Genomic DNA, 16,447 nt, shown 5'->3' with positions numbered 1-16,447 from the left:
GTGTAACAGATTTAAGATGACGCCCGCTGGGAGGAATGCCACTTGATGAATACCTTCTCCAGCCGCTCCACTACCAGATAGAAGATGACTCCGGCTATAGCTGCAAGTACGATGCAGGACCAGCCCAGCGGCATCTTGGCCACCTTGATCGAGTTGGATAGCAGGTAGCCAAGCCCTCTGGAGGAGAAGAAAAACTCTCCGACAATCGCTCCGATCATACTTGCGGTAGCATTGATCTTCAGCGCGGTGAACACATACGGCAGACTGTTCTGAATCCGCAGATAGCGGAATACCGCCGGCTTGCCGGCTGCGTAGGAATGCATTAAATCCAGCGCCAGCGGATCAACTGATACCATCCCTTTATAGGCATTGATAGCCATCGCCGCCATGGTCGTCGCCGTAACGATTGCGGCACGCGAGCCGATCCCGTCGCCGAACCACAGATTCATAATCGGTGCCAGCGCAACAATCGGCACAGCATTCAATGCAGCGACCAGTGTCAGGCTGCCACCGCCCCAGCGGGGCCAGGCCGTTGCGACCAGGGCGATCAGGAAGCCGCAGGCCGAACCGATCAGCATTCCCGCCACAGCCTCAGTCAGTGTATAGCCGGTATAGGACAAGAGCAGGCTGAAATTATCCCTTATCGCCTCCGCTATGGCCGAAGGCAGCGGCAGCTGGTATTTTTTCAGATCGAACAGCTTGTGGAATATTTGTGCTTCCCAGAGAACCAGAAAAAGCACACCGGCCAGCAGAGGCAGAATCACGCCAGCGTTCAGCCAGCTCACAGAGCGGCGGCCAAACTTCCGCTTGCTCCGTCCAGTAAATACGTCTTCCTTCGTTGTTATACGAGATGGTGTAGATCCCTCATTCCCTGCAGAGGCTATCAACGTTGCTTCACGCACAGTATTCCCCTCCATTAGCGGCGCCCCCCCTTCGGGCGGAATTCAGGCTGCCATGGCGCAACCAGGCGTTCGGCGAGGCTCATCAGTCCGTAGCTCGCCACTCCCAGCAGAGCGCCGACAATTACCGTGGACCAGAACATATACGTATGGGAAGGACCATAATAGAGATTGCGCAGCATGATCACACCTATGCCATGCTGCGCCCCCATAAGCTCTACCAGAATCGCACCGGTCACGGCAAGCGGGGCTGCGACCTTGAGGCCGCTGAACAGTGCCGGCAGTGCAGCCGGAAGGCGCAGCTTCCAGTACACCGCCCAAGGTTTGGCGGCATAAGAATGCATCAGCTCCAGCGCCGGCAGATCGACGCTGCGCAGACCGCGCAGCATGTTGAGCGCAACCGGGAAAAAGGTAATGTATCCGGAAATAATGATCCGGGACACCTGCTCATCACGTACAATACCGTAAATAATGGGCGCAAGCCCCAGAATCGGGATCATCTGCGAGGCTATGGCATACGGAAAGGCAAGCTGCTCGATCGTCTTTGACAGACTCATCAGCACAGCGAGAACCACACCCGCAGAGGCCCCGATCAGAAACCCGACTCCTGCATTGCCAAAGGTAGCTCCCCCCTCCTTAACCAGCGTGCCGCTGTACTTCCATAAGGTAGCCGCCACTTCATGAACATAAGGCAGCTTCGACTGGGCCAGCGGCGTTTGTGCCACATGGAGCAGCATCCAGGAGCCAGCCTCCCACACCATCAGCAGCCCAAGGAGCCAGACGGACAGCGGCAGCACGCGGCTGCGCATAAACGCACTGTTCCCCTTCATCGTTACACCCCTTCAAAGCTGTCGCGGATCGTGGCGATCAGTTCAAAAAACTGCGGGCTGTTTCTCATTTCCGCCGTACGCGGACGCGGCAGCGGAATATCAACAATGGCCGACAGCCTTCCCGGATGCGGAGAAAGCACGAATACGCGGTCAGACAGAAAAATAGATTCAGGAATGCTGTGGGTGACAAAAACAATGGTGCTCTGCACCTTGCTCCAGACAGCCAGCAGCTCTTCATTCAGGCGCTCACGGGTAAACTCATCCAGCGCGGAGAACGGTTCATCCATGAGCAGTATCTCCGGTTCCATCGACAGCGCTCTGGCAATCGCAACCCGCTGCTGCATGCCGCCGCTGAGCTGCCAGGGATATTTGTCCGCGAAGCCTTGCAGCCCGACGAGATCCAGCAGCTCCAGCGCCTTGTCCTCACGGATCGACTTCTTGACGCCCATCAGCTCCAGCGGCAGGGTAATGTTGTGTTTCACCTTGCGCCAGTCATAAAGTACCGGACTCTGGAAAACTATGCCGTACTTTTGGGCCAGTCTGGCTTCCTTGGCGCTTTTGCCAGCCACCGTTATGTTTCCGCCGGTTGGTGTAATAAGATCTGCCATCAATCTCAGCAGTGTGGTTTTGCCGCATCCCGATGGACCCAGCAGGGAGACGAATTCTCCTTTGGCAATATCAAGGCTCACCTGATGCAATGCAAGCACATCCGCAGTCTCCGCCACATAACGCATTTCAACGTTTTCCAGCTGTATTTCAGGAATTCTTGCCGCTACTAATGACATTCCCAGCTCCCCCTTCATCCCTGAATCCATTCGTTAAATGTTAATTAACTTAACGTAAATTCTTATGAAACGCTGAATTTCTTTTTGAAATGTAGTATTAACTAACATGGTACACTTTGCTCCCGGTACACTCACTAGACAAATAGTAAAATTGCATCTGTGAAATTCCGTCACTTTGTCTAGGAGTGGCGCTTTCATTGTTAATAATGAAGAAATATGCCGATAAAAGAAGGTAGCGGTATTCACGCTTCACTGCGTTCAATCCCGAATGTTATCCATGAAGATATGTGGTACTATTTATCTATATTCTTGCTGAAACAGGAGACAATACGTGATGTTTAATGCTTATAATAACGCCTCATGGCTATATGCCCCGTTGTCCCTGCTCCCATGGCCAGCCTCGGCAGCCCACACTACCTGGAGGCCCAGCCGATGGAAGCTATGATCTCAAATTATATTATCATTGTCTCCATCTCCGGTGTGCTGAGCGCACTTCTCGCGCTGTTCGCCTATTACAGAAGAACGGATTTCTCCGGAATCAATGCCTTCATCCTCAGCTCCATCACTTCCGCGATCTATACCTTTGGCTTCGCGCTGGAATTGTCGGGCAGCACTATGCAGGAGATTGGCTTTTGGGTCAAGGTGGAGTATCTGGGTATGCCCTATATCGCTCCTTCCAGCCTGATTATGATCATGCATTTCGTCGGCCTGGACCGGCTGGTTAAGAAAGGGCTGCTGACCGCGCTGTACTCCATCCCCTTAATCTCTACCGTGCTCGTATGGACCAACGATTATCACCATCTGTTCTATCATTCAATGCATTTCCGGGAAGGTGCCCCCACCCCGCTGATCGACATCGTGATGGGGCCTTGGTATATCGTGCAGGGCAGTTTGACCTTCGGCTGCATGCTTGCCGGAATGTGTCTCATTCTCTGGCAGTGGAACCGGATGAAGCGGGTCTACCGCCGGCAGATGATGACGATCTTCATCGGGCAGTTCCTCCCGGCTCTGGGAGCCTTCCTCTATTTAATGAACATGACCCCTTATGGAATGGACCCTGTGCCGGTGATTATGAGCGTGACTTCGACCCTCTATATTTGGGCGATTCTTTCCAGGGGCATGCTGACCGCGGCACCCATCGCCCGGGAGAATTTATTCGAGAGCATGCGTGACGGAGTGCTGGTCACGGACCGCAAAGATACGCTTGTCGACTATAACCGTGCTGCCACGGAAATGCTGGAGGGCCTGGATTCATCAGCCATCGGCAGACCGCTCGCCCAGCTGTTCCTGCCTGCGGGCAAAGACGCTGTAGATTATGTAATGAATTCCGACCCTCTGCTCAGCGAGGAACGCGAGCTGGCCTGGAATATCAACGGGGAGACCAGCTACTACCAGGTCAGATCCTCTCCGGTGCAGAAGCATGACGGTCACCTGGCCGGGCGGATGATTATGCTGATTGATGTGACAGAGCGGACACTGCTTCAGGCCAAGCTGCTGCAGCTTGCCACTGTCGACAGCCTGACCGGTATCTATAACCGTACGCACTTCATGGAGCAGAGCCGGTCTCTGCTGGAGGAAGCAGTCGGCAGCAAGCGCCCCTTGTCCATCATCCTGCTCGATATCGACTTTTTCAAAAGCATCAATGACCGGTACGGACATCAATATGGCGATATAGCGCTCCAGCATATTGTCAGCGTATGCAGCAAACATGTGCGCGAAGGGGATATCTTCGGGCGTTACGGAGGCGAAGAATTCGTCATTTGTCTGCCTGACACTTCCTTGAAGCAGGCGGCTCTGCTCTCCGAAGCTATCCGTGACAGCATTGAGCACAGCGAAGTCTACACCTCGTCCGGTCCAATCCATGTAACGGCAAGCTTCGGGGTGGCGGAGGCGTTCAGAGAACCTATTTCGCTTGAAGAGCTGCTCTCCGAAGCGGATCATGCGCTCTACAGCTCCAAACGCAACGGACGCAATACCGTACATTTATCTAGCGGAGGTTCGATCACCCTCTTTACACCTGTTTAAACGAACAGCCCTGTTCTCCGGCACGAAGCCGATTAGAGAACAGGGCTGTTATCTCATCATTCTGCAACACAATGACCCCGCCAGTGCGTGGCAGGGTCTGAATATAGTCAGTAGAAATTATGAATATTGCAGTTAACGCCGCTTCGCGCCCGCCATGAAATATTCCACACCCTGCAGCAAATCCCCAGGCAGCTCTTCAAGCTGAAGATAGGTCTTCAGCTCCAGCACCACCCGTTCCCGGTTGTGTCCGAACACATCGACGATCCGGGCCAGCCGTTCCCAGGGAGCCAGATCCTCCCGGAACTCCTGCCTGGTCATCGGCAGCCCATGCGACTCCACATACCAGTCCGCGTCATAGCGGTAAGCAATGTCCAGCAATTTTAAGAACCCGGTGCTGCTGTATTGGCGCGGTCCGCCATATACAGAAGGGCCTAGAGCATCGCCCAGAAAAAGCACCTTGTCTTCCTTAACGTAAAGCACGCAGGAGTCCGGCGAATGGTCGCCGCCTACATGGACCACTTCACAGATAACTCCGCCCAAATCGACCGTGAGGCTGCCGGTAAACACAATATCCGGCTTGACGACAGTTACCTCTCTTGCCCCGCCGTACTCCAGACGGATATGTTCCGCGCTTTCTTCACTGATCGTGCCACTCTTTACAAGCTTCTCCAAGCCCTCTTCTCCCCAGTTCCGCCCGGTCAGGCTCTCCAGCACTTTCGCCGTCTCTTCATGGGCAATAGCTGGAGACAACCAGGATGAGAGCCCGAAGGTGTGATCCCAGTGCCAATGGGTCAGAACCAGCATGTCTGGCTGCCTGCAGCCGCGTCTGGCCAGTTCTTCCCGGAACAGCGCTGCATGGGCCGGCGAATTGCCGGCATCCATCAGAAGTGTACGCCGTTCCCCTGTAATTGCTGCCAGTACCGGACGATCCGTGTCATGCTCCGGATGCATAATCAGAATGTGACGGCTAAGCTGTTCGAACTTGTGCTCCATCTCGTGCTCCCCCTTGCAATATACATCAGACTGAAAATAGGCCGGACAACAAAGTATATCCGGACGTTCTTTTGGTGATAACAGCACCCATAGCGGTATTTCCGGCCTCGTTCATTTCAGGCCATCTTTAATCTTCATGTTGCCTCAATTACGGACAATAATCAACAGCCCTTGTTTGCTCTAGAGGGTTTTAAGTTTAATAAGAGTTAGCTGATCTGTTCGGGTCAGGTACGGATATACTGACAAGGAGGAGATTCCATGATTAAGATCGGGCTAACCGGCTTCGGTGACCATGAAGAGCTTTACGGCAAAATCAAGCCCGCTGACCGGCTCCCTACCTATAGCGCGCATTTTCCGATTGTGGAGATTGACAGCTCCTTTTATGCCGTGCAGCCAGTCAGAAATTACGCCAAATGGGTGAGCCAGACGCCGGATGCCTTCCGGTTTATCGTTAAAGCCTATCAGGGAATGACTGGCCATTTACGCGAGAAAAAGAATTATTATGACACTCCGGAGGAAATGTATCAGGCCTTCCATACCTCTATTGAGCCAGTCCGGGCAGCCGGGAAGCTTGCGATGGCCCTCTTCCAGTTTCCGCCGTGGTTCGATTGCACCAAAGAGAACGTGCAGTTTCTGCGCGAGGCCAAGCAGCGGATGCTGGATGTGCCTTCCGCCATCGAATTCCGCAATGACTCCTGGTACAGTCCGGAAATGCAGGCCAAAACCCTGCAGTTTCTGGAGCAGGAGGGCTGGATTCATACAGTGGCCGATGAACCCCAGGCCGGATCAGGCTCGGTTCCGATTGTGCCGGTGGCCACATCACCGGATATCACCTACGTGCGGCTGCATGGCCGCAACGCCCAAGGCTGGAGCCAGAGCAGCCATCCGAATTGGCGGAGCCTGCGCTACTTGTACCGCTACAGCACAGAGGAGCTGTACGTGGTCTTCAACAATAACTCCGGTGGTGACGCCACCGATAACGCCAAAGAGCTGCAAACGCTGCTCGGAATCGACGGCGGACTGGCCCCGCGCCAGCTGGACTTATTTTCATGAGCACCAGATGTGTACATATCCTCTCTTCTGCTCCTTACTGAATTACGACACCAATCGCATTTATCCATTCCTATCATAATTTTAAAGGAGGCCAAACGGAAATGAAGAGAAACCATACGATGATGCAGTTTTTCGAATGGCATGTCGCCGCGGACGGGAAGCACTGGAAACGGCTGGCTGATGCTGCCACCGAGCTGAAGGCCGCCTATATTGATTCTGTCTGGGTACCGCCGGTAACCAAGGCCGTCTCTGGCGAGGATACAGGCTATGGTGTCTATGATCTATACGATCTGGGCGAATTCGACCAGAAGGGGACCATCCGGACCAAATACGGCACCAAGCTGGAGCTGGTGGAGGCGATTGCCGAATGCCAAAAGAACGGCATCGCTGTTTATGTGGATCTGGTGATGAATCATAAAGCGGGCGCCGACGAGACCGAAGTGTTCCAGGTGATCGAGGTTGATCCGAACGACCGCAACAAGGAGATTTCCAAACCGTTCGAGATTGAAGGCTGGACCAAATTCACCTTTCCCGGACGTGGAGACCAGTACTCCGCCTTTAAATGGAACCACACTCATTTTAACGGCACCGATTTCGATGCCAAGGAAAGCCGGACCGGCGTATTCAAGCTTGCCTCCGACAACAAGAGCTGGAACCCGAATGTGGATGACGAGTTCGGCAACTATGATTATCTGATGTTCGCCAACATCGACTACAGCCATGAGGAAGTTAAGCATGAGATGCTGGAATGGGGCAAGTGGCTGGTCGACACGCTGCAGTGCAGCGGATACCGGCTGGACGCCATCAAGCATATCAATCATGAGTTCATCAAAGAATTCGCTGCCGAAATGGCTAAAAAGCGCGGTGAGGACTTCTACATTGTCGGCGAATTCTGGAACTCGAATCTCGAGGCCTGCCGGGAATTCCTCAACACGGTGGATTATCAAATCGACCTGTTCGATGTATCGCTTCACTACAAGCTGTATTCGGCTGCACTGGGGGGCAGGGACTTTGATCTGACCCAAATCTTTAACGATACGCTCGTCCAGACCCACCCCGGCAATGCCGTAACTTTTGTTGACAATCATGATTCGCAGCCCCATGAAGCGTTGGAATCCTGGATCGGCGACTGGTTCAAGCAAAGTGCCTATGCGCTGATCCTGCTGCGGCGTGACGGATACCCGGTTGTCTTCTATGGTGATTATTATGGCATCGGCGGACCGACTCCGGTGGAAGGCAAGAAAGCTGCCATTGATCCGCTGCTCTACACCCGGTACCATAAGGCATACGGAGAGCAGGATGATTATTTCGACCACCCCAATACGATTGGCTGGGTGCGGCGAGGTGTGGAAGAAATCGAAGGCTCCGGCTGTGCCGTAGTCCTCTCCAATGGAGATCAGGGGGAGAAACGGATGTTCCTCGGCGAGGAACGCGCAGGCGAAGTTTGGGAGGATTTCACCCATAACCGTGAGGACAATATAACCATCGGTGAGGATGGCTGGGCGGTTTTCCCGGTAAACGGCGGAAGTGTCTCTGTCTGGGCTCTGCCCGATAACGGCGACAAGGAACCCGATCCGGCATAAAGCATTTATTCAATAAAAGAGGTGAACTACGCGCCGTACCGGCAGCCGTTAGTTCACCTCCTTGCTATAACGTTGACGTTCCGGTTCAACTGAGTTTATAGCTCAGCATATATTCTGTAAGCGGTCCGTCAAGATCAAGCTGCGGATCATTAACGGTCCATTCCCCCGCAATGTCCAGTTCACGGCAGGCAAGCCCGAAATTGCAGGCGGCAATCCCGATATCAATCCGCTGCATCTCAAAGCCCAGCTTGTTGCCGCTGTAATTCGGCGTATGCTGCAGGTAGAAATGGGCCTGCTTCCGGTCTGGAGAGACTACCACTCTCCAAGGCTGTTTATTTGAAGCAGATGGGCCGAGCCGGACCATTTCCAGCGGGGGCGCAAGCTTCCCGGCTGACTCGGGAGCGAGCATATTGCCAAATTCGGTGTCGTAGAACAGATCCCGCCAAGGCTTCTTCTGATCAGCTTTGACGATATAGCGCATCGTGGCATCCAGCAGCCGCTGCTTCTCCCGTGCATACCCCAGCGGCGTGATGCAAGGAATAATCTCGTCCGGGGCAAGCTCGATTTCGCGGGCAAAGGTCTTGCGGTTGAACGTTCCGCCAAGCCAGCAGGTACCAAGTCCCAGGCTGGTGGCATAGAGAATCAGCCTATGAAATACATACCCGAATTCCAGCAGCGCCAGTTTGTCGTTCCTGACCTTGCCGACCAGATACGCCTGCGGATTCTGGATGATACCGTAAGCTCCCAGCTTCACGTTCTTTCCGTCCTCTGCCCCGCTTTTGGCCCAGACCCACTCAATTCCCGGCTTTCCGCCAAACGGCCCGTGCAGATTATCCTCCTGGCTCAGATAATCCATTATAGAAGCATGGACGGCCTCCCCGATTGGTGTGGCTTCATAAGTCCGTACAGATTTACGCTTCTCGATAATATCCATAACCGGAATTCCCATCTGATGTCCCTCCCCTTCATTATTTTAAAAAAGATGGCGCCTGCGGAAACAGGAGCCATCCAAGTGATGATGGATACTTATGATTGCTTATTGTGCAATCTTAGTAAGATCTTAATAAGAGCAAAAGTTATTTAGTTATATTTTTCACATACTAATATTAACATCTATAGACCATGCTGTATAGACGCCGAGCCCACCTTAGGGGGATTTTCAATACACTGGTGACGGCTACTTCTGCACCCTAAAAGAGGACTCCCTCACGGCAAAGGATGTCCTCTTTAGGGTTTGCTGTTTACTTGGCTTCGGGTGCGTACTTATACGCGGATGTCAAATCTTCCTTCGCTGTCCGTAGTGGCAGCAGCGATCTCCTGCGCGCTTGCCGCGGCAAGCGTATTGCTGTTTGCAGGTTTCTCGGGCGGTGTGCTGCTGCTGTTGGCGGAAGCGGAGCTGTTCTGCGATTTCTGGGCAATCTGCGCATCGATCTGCTTGATCTGCTGCTCAATTTGCTTGGTCTTGGTTTCCTTTGTCTTCTCGTCGTCCTTGCTGGCCCCGATCTTCTCCAGATCGGCTTGCAGCTTCGCTTTTTGCTTCTCCAGCGCACTTGTATCGGTAGCACTGGAAGCAGTATAGGAAGCGGAAGATGTAGATGATGCGGATGAAATATTCATTCACGTTCCTCCTTTCACCTCTACACTATAATCCTTCCACCCGAAAGGAACGTTAAAATGCGCTGAAAGTTTGCTGAAAGTATTCGAAGCTATGAATTGGATTAGACCTTGCTCTGACCACTCTCATCCACTGCCTGAGACGTTTTTGGCCGGGTTTTGCGGTTGACCAGCGTTACGCTAAGCAGAATAATCGCCAGACCGGCAAGCGTATTGGCATAAACCGGTTCATTCAGGAAGATTACACCCCATATCAGCCCGAACACAGGGACCAGAAAGGTAACACTGACGGTCTTGACCGCGCCAACACTTTGGATCAGGTGAAAATACAAGAGATACGCCACGGAAGTGCAAATGAATGACAAACCGAGTACGGAAAAAACCGCTGCCGAAGACGGCAGCTCCCGGGGGGCAAAAATTACCGCCAGCGGCAGCAGCACTACAGCCGCCCCGAGCTGCTGGCCTGCAGCAAGCGCCAATGGCGCAAGGCCACGGCCCACGCGCGCAGCGTATAATCCCCCGAAGCCGTAGGCAAGTGCAGCTCCTAGTGAGAAAAACACGGACAACAGAACCTTGCCGGAGAGCGGCACCGGACTCCATCCGACCAGCACAGCTACGCCGAGCAAGCCGATCACGAGTCCTATAGACTTGGACAGTCCCGGCTTCTCCTGTTGTGTTCCCCAAGCTGCTAGTGCCGCGAACATCGGTGTGGTGGCATTGAGGATGGCTGCCAGCGAAGCGCTAAGATGCAGCTCGGCCATGCAGATCAGCGTGAAGGGCAGCGCGGCATTAATGGAGCCCAGCACAAGGAACTGCTTCCAATGCTGCCAGATCCCCAGCTTCCGCTTGGTGACCGCTGCAAAGAGCAGCAAGGTTGCAGCTGCCAGCGTAACGCGCAGCTCTGTTGTAACAACAGGCCCCAATTCGGGAGAGGCAATTCTCATAAACAGAAAGGAAGCGCCCCAGGAAAAGGCCAACAGTAATAGAATGGAATAATCCTTACGGCTCATTTCCTCTCCCCTCTCTTGCAGAGCAGCAGATAGGACAGGATAGAACAAACCCCGGCACCCGCGATCACGATCGCCATCGGCAGCGCCGTATCGTCACCCCCAAGGCCGACCAGCGGAGCGACACAGCCGCCAAGCAGCAGCGGCAGCAGACCCAGCAGCGCTGAAGCGCTGCCTGCGGTTTCTCCCTGATCCTGCATCGCCAGCGAGAAGCTGGTTGTGCCCACCATTCCCACACTGGAAACCACAGCGAACAGGCAGATCAGGATGGGAAGGAGACCGCCTCCGGCCAGAATAGTGATCAGCAGCACAGCACCTCCCAGTGTGCAGAGCAGGAGGCCGCTGGCCAGCAGCTTCGCTTCGCCCAGCCGTCCGGACAATCTTCCGGCAAGCTGGCCGGACATAATAATCCCCAGCCCGTTAACGGCAAAGATCAGACTGTACATTTGCGGAGACACTCCAAAAATATTTTGCAGCACAAACGAAGAGCCGGAAATATAAGCGAACATCGCCGCTGTAACAAACCCTTGAGAGAGCGCATAACCTATAAACTTCCTGTTGCGGAGCAGATCACGGAAGGTGCGCAGCGTGCCTAGCAGCCCGCTTTTTACGCGCCGCTCCTTCGGCAGCGTCTCCGGCAGCCGCAGCAGAATGGTGGCGCAAAAGAGCAGCCCGGCTGCAAATAATACAATGAATACGCCCTGCCAGGTCGTTATTCTCAGCAGCTGCCCGCCGATAACGGGAGCGAATATAGGCCCCAGACCATTGACGATCATCAGCAGCGAAAAAAACTTCGTGAGTTCGGAGCCGCTGTACAGATCGCGGACCGCCGCCCGGGAGATGACCACCCCTACCGAGCCGGCCAGGCCCTGGATAAAGCGCAGCCCGACCAACAGCCCGATCGAGGGGCTGAAGGCGCAGAGCAGCGAGGATACCGCATAAATCAGCATGCCGATGAGCAGCGGACGGCGGCGCCCGTGGACATCACTCAGAGGCCCTGCCACAAGCTGCCCCAAGGCCAGCCCCAGCAAAAAGAAGGTCAGGCTAAGCTGAACCAGCGCTGCGCTGGTGCCGAAATGTTCGCCAAGCGCGGGAAGCGCAGGCAAATACATATCGATGGACAGCGGACCAATGGTGGCAATAGCCCCCAGAATCACAGCAAGCTGAAGCCGCTGTTTCCGCGTTGGGCCTTCTGCGGCCAGCGAATTCTTATCGTTTTGTATTTTGATCATGGTAAATTTTCGTCAACCTTTCCGCAGCAGGCCTCAGGCCAGTTTTTTGTATCCTTCATACTACCTGATGCGGGACATGATGTTCAATGTTTTTTCCTATTTATGTACCTCAGAAGCAACGGCTTTCCGGTGCGGGTTGTATTCGGCATAGGCTCCGGCGATGTGTCTGTAATCCAGCGGGGCATCCTCGATGATCGCTTTGCGTTTGGCTTTCAGTATAATTTGCTCGATATCAGCAAGGCTGCAGCCCGCCAGCAGTTCAGCCATCCGGCGGGACAGCTCCTGCGCCTCCGGTTCAGAACCGACAAACAGCCCAATATACTGAAGCCGGTCTTCCTCCGTCGGCAGCGAATACGTCATTTTCGTATCAAACCGCCGCCACACCGCAGGGTCGAGCTCTTCCTCCAGGTTGGTTGCGGCAACAAAAATACTTTCGCCATGAAACTCATCCAGGCATTGCAGCAGCGTGTTGACCACCCGTGCCATCTCCTTCACCTCATCGCCGGAATCACGCATTCGGCCCAGCACATCGAATTCGTCCAGAAACAGCACACAAGGTGCAGCATTGGCATAGTCAAATACCTTCCGCACATTGCTCCCGGTCTCACCAAGATGGCTGTGAATAATGGTATCCAGGCGGACCAGAACAAGCGGCAGCTCCAGACGGTGCGCGATATAAAATGCGGTCAGCGTTTTGCCGGTGCCGGGAGGACCGAACATCACCATTTTGCTCGGCATAGGCACATCCTCCGCCTCAAATCTTTCTTTCATGCCCTGGATCGTAATAAATTCATCCACAATGGTCCGGTTGACCCCATTCAGAATGATGCGCCGCACCTTGCGTCCACATTCCTTTGGTGTATATACGGTTGCCATGTCCAAGCCCTTGGCCCGGGGTAGCCGGGCGGGGTTGCTGTTCTTTTTGCTGCTGTTCACGTGGGGTAGACTCCTTACATTCATAATATTAAATAGTAACAATTACGATTAAAGTCTATGGTACCAAAAACCGGAGGAATTTGCTATACCCCATGGTTATCTGCAAAAAAAGGCTGGCTGCGCATTATCATGACAGCAAAAACCGCCCGCAGGAGCTTCTAAGCAACATTACGTCACTTATCAGCGGCCCCGCAGGCGGTTGTAGTTGTAGCTTTCCTGAAATCACTTGCTGTTCCGGTTCAGCCAATCACGGGCTGCTTCAGCCTCGGCCGCGCTCAGGCGGTGTCCCTGATTACCCCAGTGGGCGGTAACTTCAGCCCCCGCCCCCTGCAGCAGCTGCTCCAGCTCCCGCGTTTCTTCTGCCCGGATCAGCGGGTCATTGCTGCCTGCACCGATAAAGACCGAAACGCCGTTAAGCGAAGGGATCGCAAGCCCCCGGAGCGGCACCATCGGATGCAGCAGCACTGCCGAACGGAACAGGTTTCCGTAATGAAATAACAGGCTGCCGGCGATATTCGCTCCATTGGAGTAGCCGACAGCTACGAGATTGTTTGGATCGAAGCCGTACTGCACCGCCGCTACATCCATGAACTGCTTCAGCTCATGGGTGCGGAAGATCAGGTCCTCTTCATCAAAGACACCTTCAGCCAGACGGCGGAAGTAACGCGGCATGCCGTTCTCCAGCACATTTCCCCGGATACCCAGTACAGAAGCGCCGGGAGCCAGCAGCTCCGCCAGCGGCAGCAGATCCTGCTCGTTTCCGCCTGTGCCATGAAATAATACTAGTGTTGGTTGATTGGCGTCTGTTCCTTTGTGATAGACATGAATCATCCCTGCTTCACCTCAATTTCACGGATTTCAAATGGGCTCAAATTCTCTTCGATCACAGCACGATGCGGTTCAAACCATGCCGGAAGCATCAACTTCTGGCCCAGCGCATCCGGAGCCTCGTCATTGGCGAAGCCTGGAGGATCGGTAGCAATCTCGAACAGGATTCCGCCTTCTTCACGGAAGTAGATGGCGTTGAAATATTGGCGGTCCTGTACCGGAGTGGGCTGGTAGCCGTGACCTTGCACATGACGTCCCCATTCCAGCTGCTCGGCATCATCTTTAGCGCGCCAGGCGATATGATGAACGGTTCCCGAGCCTCCGGCTCCTTGCGGCACCGGCGAGTCTTTAAGATCTATAATATTGCCGAGATCGGCAGTAGAGCCGTAACGGATATAACCGTCTCCCTTGGCGATCAGCTCCATTCCGAGTGTACGGGTAAGCGTATCGGCCGTTTTTTCGGGATTCGTACTGTAGAGCACAGCCCCGCCAAAACCTTTAATAGCATGCTCCGCAGTCACTCCGGCAAAGGACCAGGTACTCTGCGGACCCGCTTCGCGTTCCACCAGCTCAATCCGCAGTCCATCGTAATCGCTGAAAGACAGGTAAGACTCAGAGATCCGGGTTACATGGGTAACCGGAATCTGATATGCGGCAAGCCGCTGCTCCCAGAAAGCCATCGAACCAACCGGAATCGCATAAGTGGTTACGCCAACCTGCCCGCCGCCAATCCGGCCTTTGCGCCCTGTCGACCAAGGAAAGAAGGTAATAATGGTGCCCGGTGCACCCTGCTCATTCCCGAAATAGAGGTGGTAAACCTCGGGGGCGTCAAAGTTGATTGTCTTTTTTACAAGCCGCAGGCCGAGAATCCCGGCATAGAAATCGGCATTGCGCTGAGCATCTCCGACAAAAGCTGTAATATGGTGAATCCCTGCAGTTTGAAGTGTCATTATAAGTCATCTCCCTAAGATTTTTTTTAGATGATAAGTTTGAATAGATGAACATCTGGCGTATAATCCGATTTAGTTAAAAAACAGGGCATCCAGCGAAATCGAACCTGCTCCGGTCAAAGCCACACCTACTGCGACTACAAGCACCGTTAATGGAAACTCGATTCCGTTGGCCGTCGACCAGAAGCCGTTCGGAGCATGAACCTTGATAATCGCTCCGAGCATCGTTGCGGCAATTAATACTGCAGCCACAGGAGTCAGGAGTCCGGCTGCGAACAGCAAGCCTCCGGCAAGCTCCAGCATTCCTGCCAGCACCGCCATCGCGACACCCGGCTTAATACCGATGGATTCCATCCAGCCGCCCGTACCCTTTGGACCATATCCTCCGAACCAGCCAAACAGCTTCTGTGCCCCATGCCCGATAAAAGCAATCCCGATCACCAATCTTACCAATAACAACCCTACACTAACCATTTTATACCCTCTCCATTCTCTTTAATTTAATTATCTTAACCTTAAGATATTAGCTAAAAAAAATTAGTCGAACCTTGTACTTTGCTAGCCTGGTAAACGCTGATAAGCAAGCTTCCCGCCCCGTTCTTAGGAGAATGTTGCTGGCCTAAATGCCTTTACCAAGCTTCTTTAGCAATTCTATTGCCTGTTCCTTCTCTTCCTGATTCAGACCGCCCATCATCCCGTGAATAGAAGAAACATGGCGGGGGAAAATATCGTCAAACAGCCCGCGGCCTGCTTCGGTAATCTCCGCATAAGTTACACGCCGGTCATCGCTGCAGGGAACACGCTTCAGCAGTCCTCTCTTCTCCAGCTTGTCGATGTTGTAAGTGATGCTCCCGCTGGTAACGAGTATCTTCTCTCCGATCTGCTGCAGCGGAATCCGCGTTCTATGATAGAGTACCTCAAGGATCATAAACTCGGCAGAAGCTAAACCATGGCTCTTCATGTCCTTTACCGCCAGATCCATCAGGCTCTTATAGGCCTTGGATAAGACCACGAACAATTTCAGTGATGAAGCAGCCTGCTCCTGATCCGATACGCCAGCCGTCTTGCTGATCAGCTCATTGTAGTCGCTCATATTGTACACCTCCAATGCTTTCGGCATTTATCTTTAAGTTAATTATCTTTAAGTTAAGATAAATATAATCCTGTGCGGGAAATTTGTCAACAGTTTTTGCACAATTCAAGCAAAGTCTGCTCACCGCCTTTATACGGCAACATCAGATCCCAGGATGAATCATCTCTGCTTGTTTCTCGATAGATTTAATTATGACTGTCTATAAAAGGTAAAGCTCCGGCAATTTTGCAGGAGCTTTACCTTTTATGCTTTTGCTTCTTAGTTAGAGAGCAGAACACCGTACTGATCAACCAAACCCAGTTCGTAGGCTTTCTGGATGGTAGCAAACCGCTGAGACACAAAGGCACTAAAACCATTCTGGGTCTCATAAACCTGGTTGTCAGCAAGCTCTTCTTTGGATACTGCCCGCGAATTGCTTTGGTGCACAACCTCTTCCTTGCGAACTGCATCCATAAATTGCTGGAATGTCATGGAATTATTCTTCTCTGCCTCGTTACCCCTAAGCGTTTGTTTCAAGCGATTCACCACTACCAAATTTGTATAGGCGGCAAACTCAGCTGTGAATTTCCCATCGGCTGCCACTGCTTGAATCGTCAAGATACCTCTCCCCTTTACGCAT

General features: G+C 53.3%; 17 protein-coding genes. 3 read left to right on the top strand and 14 right to left on the bottom strand.

The genetic code is table 11. The features are described 5' to 3' along the window. Positions 1-11: 11 nt before the first annotated feature. The 3 genes from AC3WT9_RS23110 to AC3WT9_RS23100 are packed head-to-tail and all read right to left on the bottom strand — an operon-like array spanning position 12 to position 2,514. Positions 12-917, bottom strand: coding sequence for an ABC transporter permease (locus AC3WT9_RS23110; RefSeq protein ID WP_341096982.1), 906 nt, complete (start codon positions 915-917; stop codon positions 12-14). Beyond that, complete coding sequence (locus AC3WT9_RS23105; RefSeq protein ID WP_341096983.1) at positions 917-1,729, bottom strand: ABC transporter permease; 813 nt, start codon at positions 1,727-1,729, stop codon at positions 917-919. Before AC3WT9_RS23105 ends, AC3WT9_RS23110 begins: the two co-directional genes overlap by 1 nt. 2 nt (positions 1,730-1,731) lie before the next feature. Next, complete coding sequence (locus AC3WT9_RS23100) at positions 1,732-2,514, bottom strand: ABC transporter ATP-binding protein (protein WP_341096985.1); 783 nt, start codon at positions 2,512-2,514, stop codon at positions 1,732-1,734. 432 nt (positions 2,515-2,946) lie between these two features. Between AC3WT9_RS23100 and AC3WT9_RS23095 the strand changes: the two genes are divergently transcribed. After that, on the top strand, positions 2,947-4,539 hold the full coding sequence (locus AC3WT9_RS23095) for a histidine kinase N-terminal 7TM domain-containing protein (protein WP_492407965.1): 1,593 nt from the start codon (positions 2,947-2,949) through the stop codon (positions 4,537-4,539). Between the two features lie 132 nt (positions 4,540-4,671). Here AC3WT9_RS23095 and AC3WT9_RS23090 read toward each other — a convergent pair whose 3' ends face one another. Continuing rightward, positions 4,672-5,532: an MBL fold metallo-hydrolase gene (locus tag AC3WT9_RS23090; RefSeq protein ID WP_341096989.1), complete on the bottom strand. Its 861-nt coding sequence runs from the start codon at positions 5,530-5,532 to the stop codon at positions 4,672-4,674. A 258-nt stretch (positions 5,533-5,790) separates the two neighbouring features. Between AC3WT9_RS23090 and AC3WT9_RS23085 the strand changes: the two genes are divergently transcribed. After that, positions 5,791-6,585 carry a DUF72 domain-containing protein gene (locus AC3WT9_RS23085; RefSeq protein WP_492407964.1) on the top strand — a complete coding sequence of 265 codons (795 nt, stop codon included), beginning with the start codon at positions 5,791-5,793 and terminating at the stop codon, positions 6,583-6,585. Positions 6,586-6,686: 101 nt separating this feature from the next. Beyond that, positions 6,687-8,168, top strand: coding sequence for an alpha-amylase (locus AC3WT9_RS23080; RefSeq protein WP_341380064.1), 1,482 nt, complete (start codon positions 6,687-6,689; stop codon positions 8,166-8,168). A gap of 85 nt (positions 8,169-8,253) precedes the next feature. Here the strand turns inward: AC3WT9_RS23080 and AC3WT9_RS23075 are convergent, their stop codons facing one another. The 10 genes from AC3WT9_RS23075 to AC3WT9_RS23030 form a co-directional block, all read right to left on the bottom strand. Continuing rightward, positions 8,254-9,117 carry a nitroreductase family protein gene (locus AC3WT9_RS23075; protein WP_341380065.1) on the bottom strand — a complete coding sequence of 288 codons (864 nt, stop codon included), beginning with the start codon at positions 9,115-9,117 and terminating at the stop codon, positions 8,254-8,256. 314 nt (positions 9,118-9,431) lie between these two features. After that, complete coding sequence (locus AC3WT9_RS23070) at positions 9,432-9,785, bottom strand: FlxA-like family protein (RefSeq protein WP_341380066.1); 354 nt, start codon at positions 9,783-9,785, stop codon at positions 9,432-9,434. 101 nt (positions 9,786-9,886) lie between these two features. After that, positions 9,887-10,792, bottom strand: coding sequence for a DMT family transporter (locus AC3WT9_RS23065; protein ID WP_341380067.1), 906 nt, complete (start codon positions 10,790-10,792; stop codon positions 9,887-9,889). Further along, positions 10,789-12,021, bottom strand: a complete 1,233-nt coding sequence (locus AC3WT9_RS23060; RefSeq protein ID WP_341097001.1) for a multidrug effflux MFS transporter — start codon at positions 12,019-12,021, stop codon at positions 10,789-10,791. The genes AC3WT9_RS23065 and AC3WT9_RS23060 overlap by 4 nt, the downstream gene beginning before the upstream one ends. A gap of 96 nt (positions 12,022-12,117) precedes the next feature. Next, positions 12,118-12,897 carry an AAA family ATPase gene (locus AC3WT9_RS23055; protein ID WP_445745057.1) on the bottom strand — a complete coding sequence of 260 codons (780 nt, stop codon included), beginning with the start codon at positions 12,895-12,897 and terminating at the stop codon, positions 12,118-12,120. A gap of 282 nt (positions 12,898-13,179) precedes the next feature. Beyond that, positions 13,180-13,788: an alpha/beta hydrolase gene (locus tag AC3WT9_RS23050; RefSeq protein ID WP_341097005.1), complete on the bottom strand. Its 609-nt coding sequence runs from the start codon at positions 13,786-13,788 to the stop codon at positions 13,180-13,182. Continuing rightward, on the bottom strand, positions 13,785-14,735 hold the full coding sequence (locus AC3WT9_RS23045) for a ring-cleaving dioxygenase (protein WP_341097007.1): 951 nt from the start codon (positions 14,733-14,735) through the stop codon (positions 13,785-13,787). The genes AC3WT9_RS23050 and AC3WT9_RS23045 overlap by 4 nt, the downstream gene beginning before the upstream one ends. A gap of 72 nt (positions 14,736-14,807) precedes the next feature. Beyond that, complete coding sequence (locus tag AC3WT9_RS23040; protein WP_341097009.1) at positions 14,808-15,209, bottom strand: DoxX family protein; 402 nt, start codon at positions 15,207-15,209, stop codon at positions 14,808-14,810. A 145-nt stretch (positions 15,210-15,354) separates the two neighbouring features. Beyond that, positions 15,355-15,828, bottom strand: a complete 474-nt coding sequence (locus AC3WT9_RS23035) for a MarR family winged helix-turn-helix transcriptional regulator (protein WP_341380068.1) — start codon at positions 15,826-15,828, stop codon at positions 15,355-15,357. 258 nt (positions 15,829-16,086) lie between these two features. Then, positions 16,087-16,425, bottom strand: coding sequence for a hypothetical protein (locus AC3WT9_RS23030; protein WP_341380069.1), 339 nt, complete (start codon positions 16,423-16,425; stop codon positions 16,087-16,089). Positions 16,426-16,447: the final 22 nt, after the last annotated feature.

It is taken from the genome of Paenibacillus sp. EB106-06-01-XG199, assembly GCF_058791575.1.
This window is presented reverse-complemented; position numbering and strand designations above follow the sequence as displayed.

Excerpts from the sequence above, each read along its gene's own strand:
- AC3WT9_RS23110 (WP_341096982.1), bottom strand. The coding sequence starts at position 917 with ATGGAGGGGAATACTGTGCGTGAAGCAACGTTGATAGCCTCTGCAGGG.
- AC3WT9_RS23105 (WP_341096983.1), bottom strand. The coding sequence starts at position 1,729 with ATGAAGGGGAACAGTGCGTTTATGCGCAGCCGCGTGCTGCCGCTGTCC.
- AC3WT9_RS23100 (WP_341096985.1), bottom strand. The coding sequence starts at position 2,514 with ATGTCATTAGTAGCGGCAAGAATTCCTGAAATACAGCTGGAAAACGTT.
- AC3WT9_RS23095 (WP_492407965.1), top strand. The coding sequence starts at position 2,947 with ATGGAAGCTATGATCTCAAATTATATTATCATTGTCTCCATCTCCGGT.
- AC3WT9_RS23090 (WP_341096989.1), bottom strand. The coding sequence starts at position 5,532 with ATGGAGCACAAGTTCGAACAGCTTAGCCGTCACATTCTGATTATGCAT.
- AC3WT9_RS23085 (WP_492407964.1), top strand. The coding sequence starts at position 5,791 with ATGATTAAGATCGGGCTAACCGGCTTCGGTGACCATGAAGAGCTTTAC.
- AC3WT9_RS23080 (WP_341380064.1), top strand. The coding sequence starts at position 6,687 with ATGAAGAGAAACCATACGATGATGCAGTTTTTCGAATGGCATGTCGCC.
- AC3WT9_RS23075 (WP_341380065.1), bottom strand. The coding sequence starts at position 9,117 with ATGGGAATTCCGGTTATGGATATTATCGAGAAGCGTAAATCTGTACGG.
- AC3WT9_RS23070 (WP_341380066.1), bottom strand. The coding sequence starts at position 9,785 with ATGAATATTTCATCCGCATCATCTACATCTTCCGCTTCCTATACTGCT.
- AC3WT9_RS23065 (WP_341380067.1), bottom strand. The coding sequence starts at position 10,792 with ATGAGCCGTAAGGATTATTCCATTCTATTACTGTTGGCCTTTTCCTGG.
- AC3WT9_RS23060 (WP_341097001.1), bottom strand. The coding sequence starts at position 12,021 with ATGATCAAAATACAAAACGATAAGAATTCGCTGGCCGCAGAAGGCCCA.
- AC3WT9_RS23055 (WP_445745057.1), bottom strand. The coding sequence starts at position 12,897 with ATGGCAACCGTATATACACCAAAGGAATGTGGACGCAAGGTGCGGCGC.
- AC3WT9_RS23050 (WP_341097005.1), bottom strand. The coding sequence starts at position 13,788 with ATGATTCATGTCTATCACAAAGGAACAGACGCCAATCAACCAACACTA.
- AC3WT9_RS23045 (WP_341097007.1), bottom strand. The coding sequence starts at position 14,735 with ATGACACTTCAAACTGCAGGGATTCACCATATTACAGCTTTTGTCGGA.
- AC3WT9_RS23040 (WP_341097009.1), bottom strand. The coding sequence starts at position 15,209 with ATGGTTAGTGTAGGGTTGTTATTGGTAAGATTGGTGATCGGGATTGCT.
- AC3WT9_RS23035 (WP_341380068.1), bottom strand. The coding sequence starts at position 15,828 with ATGAGCGACTACAATGAGCTGATCAGCAAGACGGCTGGCGTATCGGAT.